General features: G+C 50.5%; 14 protein-coding genes. 7 read left to right on the top strand and 7 right to left on the bottom strand.

All coding sequences use genetic code 11. The annotated features are described in order from the left end of the window. Positions 1–9: 9 nt before the first annotated feature. The 3 genes from DFR60_RS17860 to DFR60_RS17850 form a co-directional block, all read right to left on the bottom strand. A complete protein-coding gene (locus DFR60_RS17860) occupies positions 10–840 on the bottom strand; it encodes a carbohydrate ABC transporter permease (protein ID WP_110324105.1) in 831 nt (276 codons plus the stop codon). Positions 841–863: 23 nt separating this feature from the next. After that, positions 864–1,742 carry a carbohydrate ABC transporter permease gene (locus tag DFR60_RS17855; RefSeq protein WP_110324104.1) on the bottom strand — a complete coding sequence of 293 codons (879 nt, stop codon included), beginning with the start codon at positions 1,740–1,742 and terminating at the stop codon, positions 864–866. 80 nt (positions 1,743–1,822) lie between these two features. Then, positions 1,823–3,184 (bottom strand): ABC transporter substrate-binding protein, encoded by a 1,362-nt coding sequence (locus DFR60_RS17850; protein WP_110324103.1) that lies wholly within the window; start codon positions 3,182–3,184, stop codon positions 1,823–1,825. A 188-nt stretch (positions 3,185–3,372) separates the two neighbouring features. Here DFR60_RS17850 and DFR60_RS17845 point away from each other — a divergent pair, with 188 nt between their 5' ends. From DFR60_RS17845 to DFR60_RS17820, 6 genes are all read left to right on the top strand, one after another. Beyond that, positions 3,373–5,076: a sensor histidine kinase gene (locus DFR60_RS17845; protein WP_110324102.1), complete on the top strand. Its 1,704-nt coding sequence runs from the start codon at positions 3,373–3,375 to the stop codon at positions 5,074–5,076. Between the two features lie 16 nt (positions 5,077–5,092). After that, positions 5,093–6,358: a Gfo/Idh/MocA family oxidoreductase gene (locus DFR60_RS17840; protein ID WP_110324101.1), complete on the top strand. Its 1,266-nt coding sequence runs from the start codon at positions 5,093–5,095 to the stop codon at positions 6,356–6,358. A gap of 386 nt (positions 6,359–6,744) precedes the next feature. Beyond that, entirely contained in the window at positions 6,745–7,629 is an 885-nt protein-coding gene (locus DFR60_RS17835) for a 3-isopropylmalate dehydrogenase (protein WP_110324100.1), read from the top strand. A 148-nt stretch (positions 7,630–7,777) separates the two neighbouring features. After that, complete coding sequence (locus DFR60_RS17830) at positions 7,778–8,824, top strand: ROK family transcriptional regulator (protein WP_110324099.1); 1,047 nt, start codon at positions 7,778–7,780, stop codon at positions 8,822–8,824. After that, on the top strand, positions 8,821–10,128 hold the full coding sequence (locus DFR60_RS17825; RefSeq protein ID WP_110324098.1) for an MFS transporter: 1,308 nt from the start codon (positions 8,821–8,823) through the stop codon (positions 10,126–10,128). The genes DFR60_RS17830 and DFR60_RS17825 overlap by 4 nt, the downstream gene beginning before the upstream one ends. Before the next feature lie 81 nt (positions 10,129–10,209). Next, positions 10,210–11,127: a PHP domain-containing protein gene (locus DFR60_RS17820; RefSeq protein WP_110324097.1), complete on the top strand. Its 918-nt coding sequence runs from the start codon at positions 10,210–10,212 to the stop codon at positions 11,125–11,127. Here the strand turns inward: DFR60_RS17820 and DFR60_RS17815 are convergent. Beyond that, positions 11,081–12,418, bottom strand: a complete 1,338-nt coding sequence (locus DFR60_RS17815; RefSeq protein ID WP_243005112.1) for a sensor histidine kinase — start codon at positions 12,416–12,418, stop codon at positions 11,081–11,083. The genes DFR60_RS17820 and DFR60_RS17815 overlap by 47 nt on opposite strands. Positions 12,419–12,553: 135 nt before the next feature. Between DFR60_RS17815 and DFR60_RS17810 the strand changes: the two genes are divergently transcribed. After that, positions 12,554–13,669: an RNA-guided endonuclease InsQ/TnpB family protein gene (locus DFR60_RS17810; RefSeq protein ID WP_110324096.1), complete on the top strand. Its 1,116-nt coding sequence runs from the start codon at positions 12,554–12,556 to the stop codon at positions 13,667–13,669. A 166-nt stretch (positions 13,670–13,835) separates the two neighbouring features. On the opposite strand, the gene DFR60_RS17805 is transcribed toward DFR60_RS17810, so the two are convergent. The 3 genes from DFR60_RS17805 to DFR60_RS17795 all read right to left on the bottom strand — a co-directional run bounded on the left by DFR60_RS17805 (position 13,836) and on the right by DFR60_RS17795 (position 16,518). Further along, positions 13,836–14,567 (bottom strand): LytR/AlgR family response regulator transcription factor, encoded by a 732-nt coding sequence (locus DFR60_RS17805; RefSeq protein WP_110324095.1) that lies wholly within the window; start codon positions 14,565–14,567, stop codon positions 13,836–13,838. Positions 14,568–14,576: 9 nt separating this feature from the next. After that, positions 14,577–15,641, bottom strand: a complete 1,065-nt coding sequence (locus DFR60_RS17800) for an LCP family protein (RefSeq protein ID WP_110324094.1) — start codon at positions 15,639–15,641, stop codon at positions 14,577–14,579. A gap of 178 nt (positions 15,642–15,819) precedes the next feature. After that, positions 15,820–16,518, bottom strand: coding sequence for a hypothetical protein (locus tag DFR60_RS17795; protein WP_243005111.1), 699 nt, complete (start codon positions 16,516–16,518; stop codon positions 15,820–15,822). Between the last annotated feature and the right edge of the window lie 159 nt (positions 16,519–16,677).

Below are 16,677 nucleotides of genomic sequence, written 5' to 3'. Positions count from 1 at the left end.
TTCCCCCGTTCAGCTCTTCACCGCGCCCGAGACCATACCAGCCTGAATCTTTCCTGACATCAGGATATAGACTATGATAATCGGTATCGCGGAAATAGTCAACGCCGCACTGACCGCAGCGTAGTTCGTATTGTACGTTCCCTTTAACGCCAGAAGGCCTACCGGCAGAGTCTTCTTAAGCGGGTCAGAGATGATGATATTGGCAAATATGAACTCGTTCCACACGCTGATGGCCGTCAGGATCCCGATGGTGGAAATCACCGGCTTGGCCAGCGGCAGAAAGATGTAGAGAAACATCCGGATAACACCGCATCCATCCATTCTCGCCGCCTCCTCCAGTTCCATGGGAATCTGCTGGTAGTGGCCGTAAGTCAGGAAGATGGCCAGCGGCAGTCCCGACGCCACATAGGGAAAAAGCAGGGCCCATAAGCTGTCCAGCCATCCCAGTCCGTTCATCATACTATAGAGCGGAACGAGAGTACAGTGAACCGGAATCATCATGCCTGCAAAAAACATTCCAACCAGAAGTCCGCCCCCCTTAAACGGAAAACGGGCGACCATGAAGGAGAACGCACAGCTTAAAATAATGACGATAAAAAGCGTAGCGATGGTGATCACAATGCTGTTTATCATATAGTCCTGGATTCCTTCTTTCCAGGCCGTCACGTAATTGACAAACTGAGGATTCTTGGGTATGGACCATGGATCTGCAAAAAAGGATACGTTGTCCTTTAAAGAGGACACGATCATCCAGATCAGCGGGTACGTGGTGACTGCCGCCTGAATTGCCAGAATGAGGTACAGAATCCATTTGCCTGGTGATATACTGCGTTTTTTCATTCGGAAACCTCCTACGATAATATTTAATCACTGGCCGATGACGGAGCCAGTATCTTGTTATAGAGAACAATAAAGAAGATTCCCATAACCAGCAGAAGCACCGCCACTGTATTCGCATAGCCGATCCTCATGGAATTGAACGCGTTCTTTACCACATAGGAAGCCAGAACCTCGCTGGCGTGATTCGGTCCTCCGTTTGACATGATGTAGACTAAGTCAAAGTATTTTAAGGAGTTGACCGTAGCCAGTATCAGGGTCAGACGGATCACCGGCCACATCAGAGGCAGTTCAATATAACGGAACAGCTTCAGGACACCGGCTCCATCCAGCCTGGCCGACTCCAGCACATCCTCGGAAATATTATGCAGGGCCGTATAGTAGATCAGAATATAATTGCCGATAAACTGCCAGACCACCACCGCTATAATACATCCCAGCGCCAGCTTCATGTCCCCCAGCCAGATCTGCTGCAGCTGTTTTAATCCCACCGCCTCCAAAAGACCGTTTAACAGTCCGAAGTTGGGATCGTAGATCTGTCCCCATAAGATACCGATCATGGAGGAGGACAGCACCACCGGAAGGAAGTACACGGTCCTGAAAAATCCCCGTCCCTTCAGCTTCCGGTTAAAAAGAATGACGGAAAACGCCATGCCGATAGGCAGCTGAAGCAGAACGCACCAGAATGCCATCTTCAGGGAATTGGTAAGGGACTTCCAGACGACCGGATCCTTAAACAGTTCCCTGTAATTATCGAAGCGGATAAACACCTTGGCGGTCACCCCGTCCCAGCTGAAGAAGCTGTAATAGACCGCCATCAGGACCGGCACGATCACTGCCGCAAAAAACCACAGGACCGCAGGCAATATGAAGAGGCACCGCACCGCCGGATGTATTTTTTTCATACTCTGTACCTATTCCTTTCGGGGCCGCGTATTCGGAGGTGTTCCGTGCGCGGCCCCAATATTGTACCAATTTGTGAAATCTATTTGATCTTTGCAAGCTCCGCCTTGACGTCGGCATTGTCTTCCGCAACGATAGCGGTTAAAGCGTTTAATAAGTTCTCCGCCTGTTCCGGAGGCAGGGCCTGATCCGTATACGGAATGAAGCCTTCCACACCATCGGATACGTACTGGCTGAACTGGTATGCCAGCGGGTCCATGTTCTCTTCCTTCGGAGATACCTTCACGGTCGAGAAGGTTCCTGTGCGCTCTACACTTAAGGTCTGCTCTTCCTCACTCATCATGTACTTTAAGAACTTCACAACCGCGTCTTTATTCTTCGTTGACCTGCTGATCGCCAGGGTATTGGCAACGCCGCCGTATAAGTAGCCGGCCTCGTCCTCTTTTCCGCCCTCTGCCACCGGGAATGGGAAATAGGAGAAATCCTTTGCGCGCTCCGGGTCTTCCGTAAAGGTCGGAATCGACCAGGAACCGGTAATTAAGATTGCGCCCTTACCTGCCGCGAATAAGGCTTCTGCCGTCGTAGCATCTACGGACATGCATCCATTGATAAAGCCTTTCTTCGCCAGAGCCTTGATTTCCTCGCCAGCCTGTACATATGCGTCTTCCGTGAAGTTCTTATCTCCGGAACACACCTCATTGTAGAGATCGACACCGCCGATTCTCTGTGCCAGGTAGGAATACCAGCCGAGAAGTGGCCAGCGGTCCTTGGCTCCCACGATAATCGGTGTCACGCCCTTATCAGACAGTGTGTTGATCACACCCTTTAAGTCCTCAAATGTCTTCGGCACGTCCACTCCGTTCTCCTCGAAGATGGCCTTGTTATACCAGACAGCCATACACGTAATGGAGGTCGGCGCGCCGTAGACCTTGCCGTCATAGGATACCGCGTCTAAGCTGCCCGGCACAAAGGTATCGCGAAATGCCGTGTCCTCCTCAAAAACGGAAGACAAATCTTCCACATTTCCGGAGTTTACAAGCGTCTTAAACTGCTCTCCCACCCAGTATCCGAAGATATCCGGCAGATTGTTGGCGCTTACCACAGTCTTAATCTTAGTCTTGTAGGCCTCGCCTTCCATTCCCTCATATTTTACCGTGATTCCCGGGTTCTCTGCTTCGAACCGCTCGATCATGGCCAGCTTGGCCTCACGGTCCGACACGCTGCCGACCGTATCCCAGTATGTAATCTCCGCTGCTTCCTGGCTGGCCGCTGTTTCCCCGCCCGTCTCCGCCTTACTCTCTTCGCCTGCCGCCTTCTCCGCGGCCGCCGCTGCGGTCGTCTCCGTACCTGCAGCTGTAGTCTCCTGCTTTCCTGATGCACAGCCAGTGAGTGATGTAACCCCCAGCGCGGCTGCACAGACGATTGCTGCTAATCTTTTTTTCATCTGTAAATCCCTCCTTCATAAGATATGTTTAGTATATAATAGACAACAAAGAAAGAAACCACACTATTTTTTTGTAAAATTCCACTATTTTTTCTTCTTGATGCATATCTTTTGATTTTACCATATGAATTTGATATGATGATGCTGTAACATAAAAATATGCTGGTCCACACGCAACCGGAGGCGCCATGAAACAGAAACTGAAATTATTGGGAAACACCACATCGGGGCAGATCTTCATCTCCTCCATGCTGGTGATGGCCATCGCCTTTCTCTGCATCGGCGGTTACTTATATAAAAATATGTCCGGCTACATCCTTCAGCAGTCTTCCAAATATATAGAAATCACCGTCAAGCAGGCTCAGGAGCGTTTTAACTCCTCGCTGACCGAGATGGATTCATCTCTTCAACGTCTCTGCAACGACCTGGCGGTCCAGACCATTTTAAACGACTATAATCAGAACGCGTCATTTTCCTCGGAGAGTTTTTCCACTCTCCGGTTAAAAACCATGAATACGATCAATTACGCGGACAATTTAGAATCCATCGAACTCTACAGTAAAAAGGCCCAGATCTATCCTTACACTAAGGAGCCGCTCTCTGCCGCCATCCCGGAGACCGCCCTCGCCCTGGCCGACGAATACAACGGTAAGGCCGTATGGCTGCTGTCAGAATCGGAGTCCGGAGGCGGCCATACCATCATGGCGGTCAAGCGGATTCTCCTGGCGGACTACGCCTTTGAACACGGCGGATACGTCGTGGTTCATTTGAAGCCGGATTTAACGGTCTCCATCGCCCAGGATTTAAACGCCCTGGGCGACTGCACGCTGGAGCTGACCGACTGCGCCGGCACCCGTGTTTCCTATGGAAAGACGCTAAAGGACATGAACCCGGAAGCCTTCGAACGGAATTACCAGCTGGCCGATTCCACTTCCTCGTACTCCGGCTGGACATTTTCCATCTATATTCCGAAGGAACTGACCTCCAATGATATCTCCTGGATGAGCGGCATCGTGATCTGCGGCTTTCTCATCGGAACCGGCGTTTTCCTGATCTGCAGTCTCTTCATTGCGCGCATGATCTCAAAGCCATTGTCGGACATGAGAAAGTCCATGGTGATCGCCGACGGAAAGCTGCAGGCCAACGACCGGCATTACTCCAATTCCGACATCAATGAACTGAACATCCATTACAATGCGCTGGTGGAAAAGAACAACCGTCTGATCGAGCAGGTATTTGAAAAAGAACTTTTGCGGACCAAAGCGGAAATCACTGCGCTGCAATCCCAGGTCAACCCTCATTTCATCATCAATGCCCTGGAATCGGTCTACTGGAGCCTGATCCAGAAAAATGACATGGACAACGCCGGAATTCTCATGGCCATGGCCAAGCTGTTCCAGTACATTTTAAAAGGGAGCGACCGCATCACCATCGATCAGGAGCTGACCTTTGTGGAACAGTACCTGCAGGTGGAGAAGTTCCGGTTCGGGGACCGTCTGACCTGGGAATACCAGGTGGAGCCGGAGGTGCGCTCCATACAGATTCCCAAGCTGCTTATTCACCCGTTAGTAGAAAATTCCATGAAATACGCGGTAGAAACCACCTCTTCACCGGTTCACATCGTCATACGCATTGTGGAAAATGGCGACGGCTGTGTCATATCCGTCACCGACAACGGCCCCGGCATCGATCAGGAGACCATGGAACGGATCCAGGAATCCTTTAAAAATACGAATCCGGTGGGCTCGGTCTCGGGGAGCTACGGCCTGGCCAACCTCTATAAGCGGATCAAGCTCTATTTTAAAAAGTCGTCGGAGCTCACCATCGAGTCAGAACCGGGAAGCCGCCGTACCACCGTAACCATGAGTATTCATACAAACAATTTATCATAAAACAGGAGGAATTCACATGAAAACAACCGTAGCCATCGTCGGCCTTGGAAGCAGGGGAAGAATCACCTATGCGCCATTTGCCTTGCTTCACCCGGACAAAATGGAGATTACCGCAGCCGCGGATATCGATCCCGGCGCTCTTCGGGAGACCGCCGGGACGTACCACATTCCAAAGGAGCGCTGCTTTGCCAGTGCGGAGGAGCTGCTGGCCCATCCCAAGATGGCCGATGCCGTCTTTATCTGCACCCAGGACCGCGATCACGTCTCCCAGGCGCTTACCGCTCTGGAAAGAGGATACCACATTTTGATGGAAAAACCCATCTCCCCCGATCCCTCTGAGTGCCGCCAGCTCCTGGAAGCGTCAAAAAAATACGACCGGAAAATCGTTGTCTGTCACGTGCTCCGCTATACGCCATTTTTCTCGAAGATGAAGGAACTGATTGCTTCCGGCATCATCGGCGACGTCGTCACCATCCAGGCCATCGAAAACGTGGGCTACTGGCATCAGGCGCACAGCTTTGTCCGCGGAAACTGGAGAAACAGCGAGACGACCAGCCCCATGTGCCTTCAGAAGACGTGCCACGATTTCGACCTCTACTTATGGCTGGCTGACAAGACCCCGCTCCGCGTTACGTCCATGGGCAGCACCTATTTATTCAAGGAATCCTGCGCCCCGGAAGGCGCCGCGCATCGCTGCCTCGACGGCTGCGCTGCCAAAGACTCCTGTCCCTTCGATGCAGAAAAGATCTACGTTACCAACGAAAAGACCGGAATCGCCTGTGGCCACACCGAATGGCCGGTGGACATTTTAGCCCTTCATCCGACGACGGACACGATCTACGAAGCCATAAAGACAGGCCCCTACGGACGATGTGTCTACCACTGTGACAACAATGTGGTGGACCATCAGGTGACCAACATCGAAAACACCGACGGGAGCACCATTAATTTCACCATGAGCGGCTTTACCAGCGACGGCGCTTCCCGATACTGCAAGATCATGGGCACCAAAGGCGATCTCACCGGCGACATGTACAAAAACACCATCGAGATCGGTCTCTTTGGAAAACCGCGTCAGATTATTGACATCTCCCGGCTGGCCGAGGATTTCAGCGGCCACGCCGGCGGCGACAACCGCATGCTGGAAGAATTCCTCGACATGCTTCAGACCGGAAAAGAGCCGGAGGGGATCACCTCGCTGGAGCAGTCCATTAACAGCCACCTCGTCGCGTTTGCGGCGGAGGAGTCAAGACTTTCCAAGGGAAAAGTGATTGAAATTTAAAAGGGAAACCTCAGTATTTTACTGGTGTTGGATCATCAATAGGGGGGAAGGAAACGATCTGCGTTTCCTTTCCGCTATTGCTGGTCCCTCCCTTCTCTCACTTGATGCGGCTGCAAATTTACACTTACTGCAACTACAAATTTACTGCATGACATTACAGTAAATATATGTTATAATTACTTCATACTTGATTATTATTCTGTCCTTTGGGACGAAGACTGATCTCTCATTGTCCTTCAGACAATCTCCCGTACGGAAGTACGACAGAAGACCATCTCGGTCACAATTCCTGATATTTAACCACAAAAAATGTGCAGAAGGAGGAAATGCCTATGAATGCCTATTGCTGTTCATCCGAATTTTCTATATAATAAAAGGAGAACCATATGGAGCACAAACCCTTACAATGGCATCCGGCATTTCAAGCCGTGCTGCAGATTGAACTGGAGGGCGAGAAAGAGTATCTGCAGTTTCATGAAGAGTTTAACCTGACAAAAAAACCTCTTCAGATTGATACACTGATCATAAAAGAGTCCAATCGAAAAATTACCAAAAGTATCGGCCGTATTTTCAGCCGCTATAATATCGTGGAATATAAAAATCCTGGAGCTTCATTCGGGATCAATGACTTTTTCAAGGTAAACGGCTATGCCTGTCTTTATCAGGCCGCTGGACGGGAACCAAAAATTCAGCCTTCGGAGATAACGGTAACACTGGTTGTAAACCAGTATCCGGATAAGCTGATAACGTTTTTAAGAAAGACATATGGCAGTGATATTACAGAAAAATTCCCTGGAATCTATTACATATCCAAACTGCTGTTCAAATTTCAACTGCTGATTATTCATCAGCTATCACCGGTAGAAACGATATGGCTCAGCCGTCTGCGCTCTGATTTAAAGATAGGAGAGGATATCGAACCGCTGGCAAAAGCTTATAAAGGGAAAGAAAACACCCCCGTCTATGAGGCGGCCATGGATTTAATCATAAGGGCAAACTGGAAAAAATATAAGGAGGGATGCAATTTGTGTAACGCACTGGAAGAACTTTTTGCTGACAAACTGGAACAACGGGAACATTTAGGAATTGAAAAAGGCATTGAAAGAAGCATCATAGAACTGCTTTCAGAATTAGGCCCTGTTCCCGACGCACTTCATGACAGAATTCATTTACAAAAAGACGTAAATATCCTGACAGCCTGGCTGAAGTTAGCCGCCCGTTCTAAAAGTATCTCAGATTTTCAAAAAAATACAGACAATCCTGTATCATAGAATGAAACAAATCCCCGTCGCCTCCTGATCTCCAGAACTGTCAATAGAGAAAAATATTTTTTCTCTATTGACAGTTCTTTCGTTCCCGCATATACTTTTATTATAAACTTATAAAAGTTTCCAACAAAAGTTTCAAGGAGGCGTTCTTATGGACACATTAACCGCCAGACCACGGCTTTTAAAACAGGCGAATCTTTCACTGATCCGCAGAGTGATCAAAAACAGAGGCACTGCGACCAGGGCGGAAATCGCTGGTGAGACGCAGATCAGTTCTACGACGGTCCGCTCTCTTCTGGCCGAGATGATGGAAAACGGGGAAATCGAGAGCATTGGACACGACGAATCCAGCGGTGGACGAAAGGCGGAACGGTACCGCTTCAAGCCGGATAAGTACTACGGCGCGGCGATCTGTATCTCGGGCAGTGAGATGCACGGACTGCTTGTAGGAATCTGTGGAGAAATTTTAGAGACTTGCAGACTGGAGTTTACAGGCGACGACTACGAGCCGGCCATCACCGCGTACCTCGATGAACTAATTGCGCGAAAGGATATAAAGTCCATCGGAATCGGCGTACCGGGCATCGTCGAAGACGGTTCGTTCTGGAAAGGGAGCGGCAGCAGCGACGAATTATGCCGCCATGACTTAGGAGACCGCCTCGCCGGGCGGTATCACATTCCCATCGTTATGGAGAATGACTTAAATGCCACAGCCATCGGCTTCGGCCGCTGCTATGCCAGGGAATTTCCCTGCGAGGCCCCGGATCTCACGAATATGGCGTATCTTCACCTGGAAAAAACGTGTGTCAGTGCCGGTTTCATCGTCGGCGGGCGGGTCGTCCGCGGCTTTCGCAATTTCGCCGGGGAGCTGGGACTGGTTCCCATGGAGGATGGCCGGATTCTCGATGAGTGGCTGATGGAAGCAGCGGATGACAAAGCTTACACCAATCTGATGATCCGGATCATCGGCTGGATCTGCGGCATTTTAAATCCCCAGTATGTCGTCCTGGGCGGCCCCGATCTGCGCAAAGACTGTATCGGTCCCATCAGCGACGGCTTCTCCGCTCTTCTTCCGAGACACATGTCCGCGGAGATTCTGTATTCGGCCGATCTCTGGCACGACTATCACGACGGCATGGCGTACTTAACAGCCGGGAAAATCTTTGACGACGTTCAGTTTATAAAGGAGCAGCCATGAAACCCCGGCCCGGGGGTGAGGGCCTGCCGGACTCCCGGCCCCGTGCCTGCTTTCTCGTCCAGGCCGGATTCGGCACAGCGTTTACGTATCTGACCAGCGGCGTTTTCTTAAGCGGCCTCGCGATTCTCATGGGAGCCGGTGACATTCTGGTCAGTTATTTAAGCGTCATCGTCAATATCTGCGGCGTGCTGATCCTCGTATTTCCAGCATTTCTGGAGCGATTTACCAGCCGCAAAAAAATGACGATAGTACTCACGATCCTCTCCCGCCTGGCAACACTTTTCCTTGTCACCATACCGGTTCTGTTTCCAGCCAGGATGCAGCTTTACGTATTTGTTCCCACCGTCGTTGCTGCCTTCGCACTTCAGGCCCAGACGACAGTGGTGCTGAACCAGTGGATGCTGGGTTTTATCGATGAAAAAAGGAGCGGCCGGTACATTTCCCTAAGGCAGACGCTGACGCTCACGGTCACAGTGGTTCTGTCGCTGGCTGGCGGCCGTTTTATGGACCTCATGGAAGGGAAATATATCGGTTTCGCCATCCTGTTTGCCGCTGCAGCCCTGATGGGAATCTTTGAAGTGATTCTCCTGGCAGGAACACCAGACGGGGAACCGTACCAGTCCTCCAGCAGAGGCTGCCGCTTCCGGGACATCGCCGGACTGCCTCTCAAAAACCGATGCTTTACAGGCTTTGTGGCTTACATCTTTATCTTTTACCTGCTGCTTACCATTTCCGACAGCTATACCATGGTTTACATGATGAAATATCTGGCGCTCCCCTATCAGATCGTGACCGGACTATACATGATCATCTCTCTGCCGCAGATCGTTCTGCTCAGTTTCTGGGGAAGGTTAAGTGACCGCTGCGGCCATGAATTTACCTTAAAAATGTCCATCTGGTTCTTTGCAGGTGAGACTCTGTTCATGTCCTTCGCCTCCGCTCAGAACTGGTACCTTTTTATTCCGGCCGCGTTTCTCATATCCTCGGCAGCCAACGCCGGATTTGTGATCTCCGTATTTAACCGCAGATACGAACTGATGCCGGCGGATAACCGGATTGTCTATGATAATTTTTATACGGCAGCCATCGGTCTCGGCTCCATCCTCGGCCCGATGATCGGAGGCGCAGTCAAAGGATTGATCGACGCCCGCACCGCAGCGGCCGGTTCTGCTGCGGCCGGTCCCGCCGCATTTACCAGTATCCGGATTCTCTACCTGATCTCAACCGCAGGAATTCTGCTCCTGCAGTTTATTTACTTTTATTTCCGCAGGCGGCAGAAAACTCGGGAATCGCAGAAACATTGACCCGCCTTTATTTTGTAATAATCGCAGAGCCCAGTCACACCAAATAATACATCCATCAAAGAAACAGAAGGGAGATCTTCAATGTCAAAGCTTGATTTACACATCCATTCAGCAGCCAGTGACGACGGAGAATACACACCACAGGAAATCGTTGCAATGTCCAGGGCACAGGGCATGGACTTAATCGCCATAACGGATCACAACTCGGTCCGCAGCGTCGCCGCGGCCCAGTCAGAAGCCCTTTCGGACTGCGCCGCCTTCGGCCTTCGCGTCATCTCCGGAGTCGAGCTGGACTGCACCCATAAAGGCAGGAACTTCCACCTGCTTGGATACTGCTTCGACCATACGCGAAAGGAATTCGCACAGATCGAACAGGATATTCTGGAGCAGGAGAAAATGGCGGCCAGAGAGAAAATCCGATTATTTCAGAGCGCCACAGGAATCCCGGTCGATGAGGCTGAGGTCCTGACGGCCTCCAGCGACGGCGTCGTTCCAGGCGAGTTGATCGCGGATATTCTCCTCGCAAAAAAAGAAGCCCCGCAATATGAAATACTCCGCCCGTATCTTCCGGGCGGAGCAAAAAGCGACATGCCAAATGTGCGGTTTTATTGGGATTTCTTCTCAGAAGGTAAGCCTGCCTATGTACCGATCCACTACATTTCCCTTGCCGACGCCGTATCTCTGATCCACGATGCCGGAGGAATCAGCGTCCTGGCCCACCCCGGTCAGAATCTCGGCCGCGGCGAAACCGAGCTGCTGGAGAGTATGCTCTTTCGCGAAATCGACGGAATCGAAGCATTTTCCTCTTATCACGATGAGGAGACAGCGGCCTATTACGTGGAGGTCGCTGAGAAAAACCGTCTTCTTATCACCTGCGGCAGTGACTTTCACGGCAGACACAAGCCTGCAATCCGTCTCGGCGGCCACGGAGCCTTCTGGGATGACGGCCGGATTATGAGAGGTCTCGCAGCCCTTCCAGAAAGGACACCAGAACCGTAAAAACACCGTCTCCGTATTCGCAGACCAGACTGCCACCGTACTTTTCCACCACGCGCTCCGCGCTCTTAAGTCCCAGCCCATGGCCGGTTCCCTCCCGTTTCGTCGTCACCAGGCGGTTGTCCTTGACGGAGGGCCTGCCGGTCATGGAGTTGGAAAGTTCGATGAATATCATGTCTCCCGCCTTTCGCATTTTAACGGTAATCCAGCGATCTTCCTTTTCCACCCGGTCTGCTGCCTCCACGGCGTTGTCCAAAAGATTGGAAAACAGGCTGCACGTCTCCCGGTCTTCCATATCTCCCAGTGTCAGCGCATCCGCCTGAATGGTAAAGCGGATTTTTTTCTTTGCCGCGCTGCTTCTGGCATTGTTCAACAGCACATCCAGCACCGGATTGCCCGTCCATACCATCATCTCCAGCTGGCGCAGCGGCTCTCCCATTCGCTCCAGATACGTTTCCGCCTCTGTCATTTTCCCTTCTCCGATCATGGAAGAAAGCACAAGCAAATGATTTTTCATGTCATGCGACAGCTCTTCCTGCTCCTGCTGCTGCCGGACCATCAGATCGTACTCCCTGTCGATCATCTGCTCCTTCAATTCCAGGGCGAGGCGCTGCTTCTGCTCTCCCACGTATTTCGAGTAAAACAACAGTAGGAAATAGATGAGAAACAGCAAGATAATGCACATGCTCCACCCGAACAGCGCATGAAGGCTCGTCTCCTGAATCGTGAGCCATGACAGAAATCCGACGCCGCACAGCCCCAGCCCCGAGGTCAGGAACATCATCCGGGGATTATAGGCCAGCTCCCGGCGAAATGCTTTCCTCGCCAGAAAATACGCCCCGGTCAGCAGCAGCTTGTCTGCAGCCTGATACACCAGACGCCACTGCGACAGCTGTGCGATGACCATCTGTGCGAACTGCTGGTTCTTCAAAAATACCCCCATCACCGAAATACAGAAGAAATCAATAATGTAGACACACAGAATATAGAAGCTCACCAGGGAAACGGCATAAAACACATCCACGTGGAAAATGAGAACCGTAGTCATACAGATATAAAAGACAAACCACAGGGTAACCAGAAATGGATACACATGGAGAGAATCCGCAAGCTGCAGCGTCAGAAGCAGAACACCGGACAACAGGAAAAAGCTGAGTTTCCCCTTCGCTTTCTCCGGAAAAAACAGCTGGATAAAAAAATAGCAGATCAATGCCTCCAAAAAATAGGCCGCAAATTCACAAAGCTGAAATATGGTATTCATCAAATGCACATGGAGACTTGTGTCTTTAGACATGAGAGAAAATGTGCCCCTCCTGACTCTTTCGCGAGCTCCTTCTCCTTTTTAGTTTTTCAAACATTTGTTTGCCTTTTACTCTTTAATATGGTAAAATATACTTAGATCGTAAATCTATTATGAGGTATCAAATCTATGAAATCTATTACCATTACTGCTAAAATCAAACTATACCCTACCTCAGAACAGATGCTTATTTTGAATAAGACCCTGTCCGTTATTCGGGATGTTCTGAACTTTGTCTCCGTATTCGTTTTTGGACAGGAAGGAATACGCTATCTCGCATTAGACCATGCCTTATATTACCCTGTCAGACAGCAGTTCGGGCTCCGCTCTCAGATGACTCAGAGTGTATTTAAGACGGTCCTTGCAAAATATCAATCCATGAAAAGCAATGGACACCCTTTTACGAAAGTATCTTTTCGAAACTTCGAATATGATCTGGTCTGGAACCGGGATTACTCCATATCGAACCAGTCCATTAGCTTAAATACCCTTTCCGGCAGGTTACATATCCCCTTCGAACCCAAAGGGATGGAACACTGGTTTCGTGCCGGCGGACGCTTTGGCACTGCTAAACTGATTCGAAAAAACAGGAAATATTATCTACATATTCCGGTCACCCTGGAAGTAGAGAACAGGAATATCTTAAACCATATCGTTGGAATTGATCTGGGTGTGAACCATTTGGCAGTTTCCTTTGATGATAAAGGGTACACCAGGTTCTTTTCCGGCCGCGCGGTCAAGGAAAAGCGCGCGAAAGCCCTTGGCCTGCGGAAACGCCTGCAGGCATGTGGGACAAAATCAGCAAAGCGGAAACTAAAAAAGCTCCGGGAGAAAGAAAACCGTTACGTAACCGCGGTAAACCACGCAGTCACGAAGGCACTTATCTCACAGTATGGAGCCGGGACGCTTTTTATTATAGAAGATTTAACCGGGATACGCACTGTCACAGAACATGTCCGTTTAAAGTCCCGGTATGTAATGGTCTCCTGGGCATTCAGCCAGTTCCGGGAGATGCTGGAATACAAAGCCGTGCTGTCGCAGTCAGAAATCCTTGCGATCAACCCGAAGTACACCAGCCAGAGTTGCCCGGTCTGCGGGAATACGACAAAAGCTAACCGCAACAGAAAAAAACATGAATTTTGCTGTACTATATGCGGTTACCGAAGTAATGACGACCGAACCGGGGCCATAAACATCTACCATAAAGGCTGTAATACTCTGTTCGCAGAGGCCTGTCAGGCATAACCAAAACAGGCGGGCTGCCGTCAACTATTCCGCCGAACGTATGTGAGGGGGACTTTCCCGCAGCCTATTGTAGCCAGCGTTTGAGGTAGGAGACATGAACAACATGTCGTACTACGTGTAGTTGAGTTACAAGCCTGTGTCTGGGCCTGCCCCACTTCATCGGGCATTAGACATGGGTAATTGACAGATGCCTCCGGAAGAAACCGGTAATGGTCTCTCTCACTTCTTTTACATGGCTCTGGCTCACCGGCAGCACGGTCCCATCGTCCATAACCACGGATGCGCCTTCCATTTTTCTGACATGGTAAAGGTTGATCATGTAGCCTCTCTCAATCATCAGGAACTCCTCTCTGCCAAGCTCCTCTTTCACCTGTCCCAGCGCCTTTCGGACCGGCACCTCCTCCCCAGGCAGAACCAGACATGAATATTTCTGTTTTTTATAGATATAGAGAATGTCGCTCATCGCCACCTTCATGATCTGGCGCGGTGCTTCCACCACGTAACACTCCTTCACCTTCCAGGAAAGCAGCCGAATCCCATCCGAAACCGCCATGGATAAGCAGCTTTCCACCTCCGCCTTCGGTATATAGCGGAAGATGGAGAGCTCAAAGGACTTGACCGCGTACTTTGTATGGGAGGTTATAAAGGAGACAAGCGCCTGGGGCAGCGAATCCTTTATTAAATCCGCCAGCTCCATGCCGGAGAAACCAGGCATCTCGATATCGAGGAAAAGCATATCGAAATACCGCTTCTCCCCGATGTCATAGGCCAGCATGCCGCTGTCGGTATAGAGAACCGTCTCCGACGAAACGGAAAGCGCGCGGCACTCTGCTTCAATGAGCGTCTTCACCCGCTCTGCAAATGCGGGCTCATCATCACAAACTGCTATCCGAATCATGGTGTCACCTCACTCTCCCAATGCCTGTTTAATAATTTCTCCCCCGATCTCTTTCACCCGGTCTGAGTTCTGATAGTCCTGATCTTCGTATAGGAATTCATGAAGCGCCGTCACATTGGATTCCAGCGTGTTGGGAATCAGACAGCTTCCAAGCTTTCCAAGCGTGGCCGCCTTGTATACCGTCGGAAAGCCTTCGGTTTTTACAATTCGGTAGTTTCCGGCGTTCTTTCCCAGTTCCAGATAGTCGCCTGCGTCTATGCTGGTTGCGACCTGTGGCAGCACAGTCTCCAGAAGACGGTTGATCGTCGGAATATCCGCCTGCTTCAGCTTCTCCAATACGGCCTCGATCACCTTCCGCTGTCTCTCCGTCCGGTTCATGTCGGTGTCCATCAGACGCAGCCGGCTGTAGGCGACGGCCTGGACACCATCGAGATGAGTCGGCCCCGGGCCCGTTAAATGTACCGAAGGAATTCCCGTACTATCCACGGTTTCTGTGATAAATGCATTGATATACGCATACTCGGCCTTTGTGATATCCATATCGATTCCCCCCAGCAGGTTGACCGCGTCGGCAGCTGCCTTCCAGGAAAAGGAAACGTAATCCCCGATTTTCAAATCCAGGTTTTCATTTAATGCCGTGACGGCCTGCTCCGGTCCGCCTTCCGAATAACTGGAGTTTATCTTCCGGCACTTTCCTTCCTTCACATTGCTCATCAGCAGCGTATCGCGGTAAACGGATACCAGCCGGATTTCCCCGTTGGCGCGGTTAAGCGTGAGAAGCATCTGAGTGTCCGCGCTGGTTCCTTTTCCAAGGTCGCCGTTGCGGCTGTCCACGCCGAAAATAGCCACTGTCCAGTAATCGTCCATCTGCTTCTCCGTCGCTTCATTCAGATAATCATTGCTGATCGCCTTGATGTCCGCATCCGGGATTTTCTGTGTGGATGTCGCCAGCTTTGTTACATAAAGCAGCGCGGAGCAGGCAAAAAATAACAACAGCGCCAGAATACATGCCGCCGCCTTTTTCCATACGGGTTTCTTCGTTCCTTCTTCTTTCTTTTCTCTGAGTTCATACATAAACTGTCATTCCTTTCCGGGTCATTTGATGGTTTTATTATAGTCTTTTCCGGCCTGGGCCGTGTGATCTGACCGCGAATGACCATTTTTTTGCCGTAATTCATGCAGACAGCGAAAAACCTCAGGACCAGCCCGAGGTTTTCTATGTAATCACGCAGACACCAGTGTGGCTGCTCACCTATTCCTTTACTGTCCCGTCTGTAAATACGATCTGCGTCACCGTATACTCTGATTTTAAGTCTTCATACGCTGTCGTATACAGCTTCATATGCTCGTCGATAAAATCATTAATTTCAAAGCTCAGATCATCGTTGACCACGGTCTCCCCCGCCGGTATGGTATGTCCGGTAAAATCACATCCGGCTGTTAAAATCTCTTTGCCGAACAGATCCATGATCTTTAATTTTCCCTGGATTCCCTGTATATCTTTGTCCGTATTGTTTGTAATCTCAAAGTTCAAATTGCTGTAGCTGTTAAATATCCATTTGGAGGAGTCTTTCTCCACGTCCTCTTTCCCAATCAGTCTGACGACCACATCCCCAGCCTGGATTTCCGCTTCCTTAGCCATCTCGTCGATCGTCGCCTGTAGAGACGCGGCTTTCTTCCCAGCCTCTTCCTTCTGCTCCTTCGCCGACGCCAGTTCGGAGGAAAGGCTTTCCTTCTCGCCTTCAAGACTCTCCTTTACCGCTGACAGGCTCTCCACCTGCGACTTCAGCTCCTGGTTCTGAGCCTCCAGTTCCCCCGTACCGGAGCACCCGGAAAGCAGCCCCGCAGCCAGAAGACCAACGATTCCATATCTCAATACCAAACGCCTTGCCCCTCTTCTCCTCATCCTCTTTATCCCCCGTTTTTCCGGCATCGCTGCCTCATTTGTCATACTGCTTCTTCTAAACTATTATACTCGATCAAATGGTATTACACAACCGCCAACACAGTCCCCGTAATCCTGGTCCAATCGCTGAAAAGGTATGCCATGGGCCTTCATCCTTCGGTATTTCCGTGGTTTCAGGCAGCTTTTCCGCTATTTTGCTTCCTG

The organism is Hungatella effluvii, assembly GCF_003201875.1.
In the GTDB taxonomy this organism is placed as follows: domain Bacteria; phylum Bacillota; class Clostridia; order Lachnospirales; family Lachnospiraceae; genus Hungatella; species Hungatella effluvii.
Note: the sequence above shows the minus strand (reverse complement) of the source record. Positions and strands in the feature narration are given on the sequence as shown.

What these genes read in the sequence shown, in the direction of transcription:
- DFR60_RS17800 (WP_110324094.1), bottom strand. Translation starts at nt 15,641, where the DNA reads ATGTATGAACTCAGAGAAAAGAAAGAAGAAGGAACGAAGAAACCCGTA.
- DFR60_RS17805 (WP_110324095.1), bottom strand. Translation starts at nt 14,567, where the DNA reads ATGATTCGGATAGCAGTTTGTGATGATGAGCCCGCATTTGCAGAGCGG.
- DFR60_RS17850 (WP_110324103.1), bottom strand. Translation starts at nt 3,184, where the DNA reads ATGAAAAAAAGATTAGCAGCAATCGTCTGTGCAGCCGCGCTGGGGGTT.
- DFR60_RS17840 (WP_110324101.1), top strand. Translation starts at nt 5,093, where the DNA reads ATGAAAACAACCGTAGCCATCGTCGGCCTTGGAAGCAGGGGAAGAATC.
- DFR60_RS17795 (WP_243005111.1), bottom strand. Translation starts at nt 16,518, where the DNA reads ATGACAAATGAGGCAGCGATGCCGGAAAAACGGGGGATAAAGAGGATG.
- DFR60_RS17810 (WP_110324096.1), top strand. Translation starts at nt 12,554, where the DNA reads ATGAAATCTATTACCATTACTGCTAAAATCAAACTATACCCTACCTCA.
- DFR60_RS17815 (WP_243005112.1), bottom strand. Translation starts at nt 12,418, where the DNA reads ATGTCTAAAGACACAAGTCTCCATGTGCATTTGATGAATACCATATTT.
- DFR60_RS17860 (WP_110324105.1), bottom strand. Translation starts at nt 840, where the DNA reads ATGAAAAAACGCAGTATATCACCAGGCAAATGGATTCTGTACCTCATT.
- DFR60_RS17855 (WP_110324104.1), bottom strand. Translation starts at nt 1,742, where the DNA reads ATGAAAAAAATACATCCGGCGGTGCGGTGCCTCTTCATATTGCCTGCG.
- DFR60_RS17845 (WP_110324102.1), top strand. Translation starts at nt 3,373, where the DNA reads ATGAAACAGAAACTGAAATTATTGGGAAACACCACATCGGGGCAGATC.
- DFR60_RS17820 (WP_110324097.1), top strand. Translation starts at nt 10,210, where the DNA reads ATGTCAAAGCTTGATTTACACATCCATTCAGCAGCCAGTGACGACGGA.
- DFR60_RS17825 (WP_110324098.1), top strand. Translation starts at nt 8,821, where the DNA reads ATGAAACCCCGGCCCGGGGGTGAGGGCCTGCCGGACTCCCGGCCCCGT.
- DFR60_RS17830 (WP_110324099.1), top strand. Translation starts at nt 7,778, where the DNA reads ATGGACACATTAACCGCCAGACCACGGCTTTTAAAACAGGCGAATCTT.
- DFR60_RS17835 (WP_110324100.1), top strand. Translation starts at nt 6,745, where the DNA reads ATGGAGCACAAACCCTTACAATGGCATCCGGCATTTCAAGCCGTGCTG.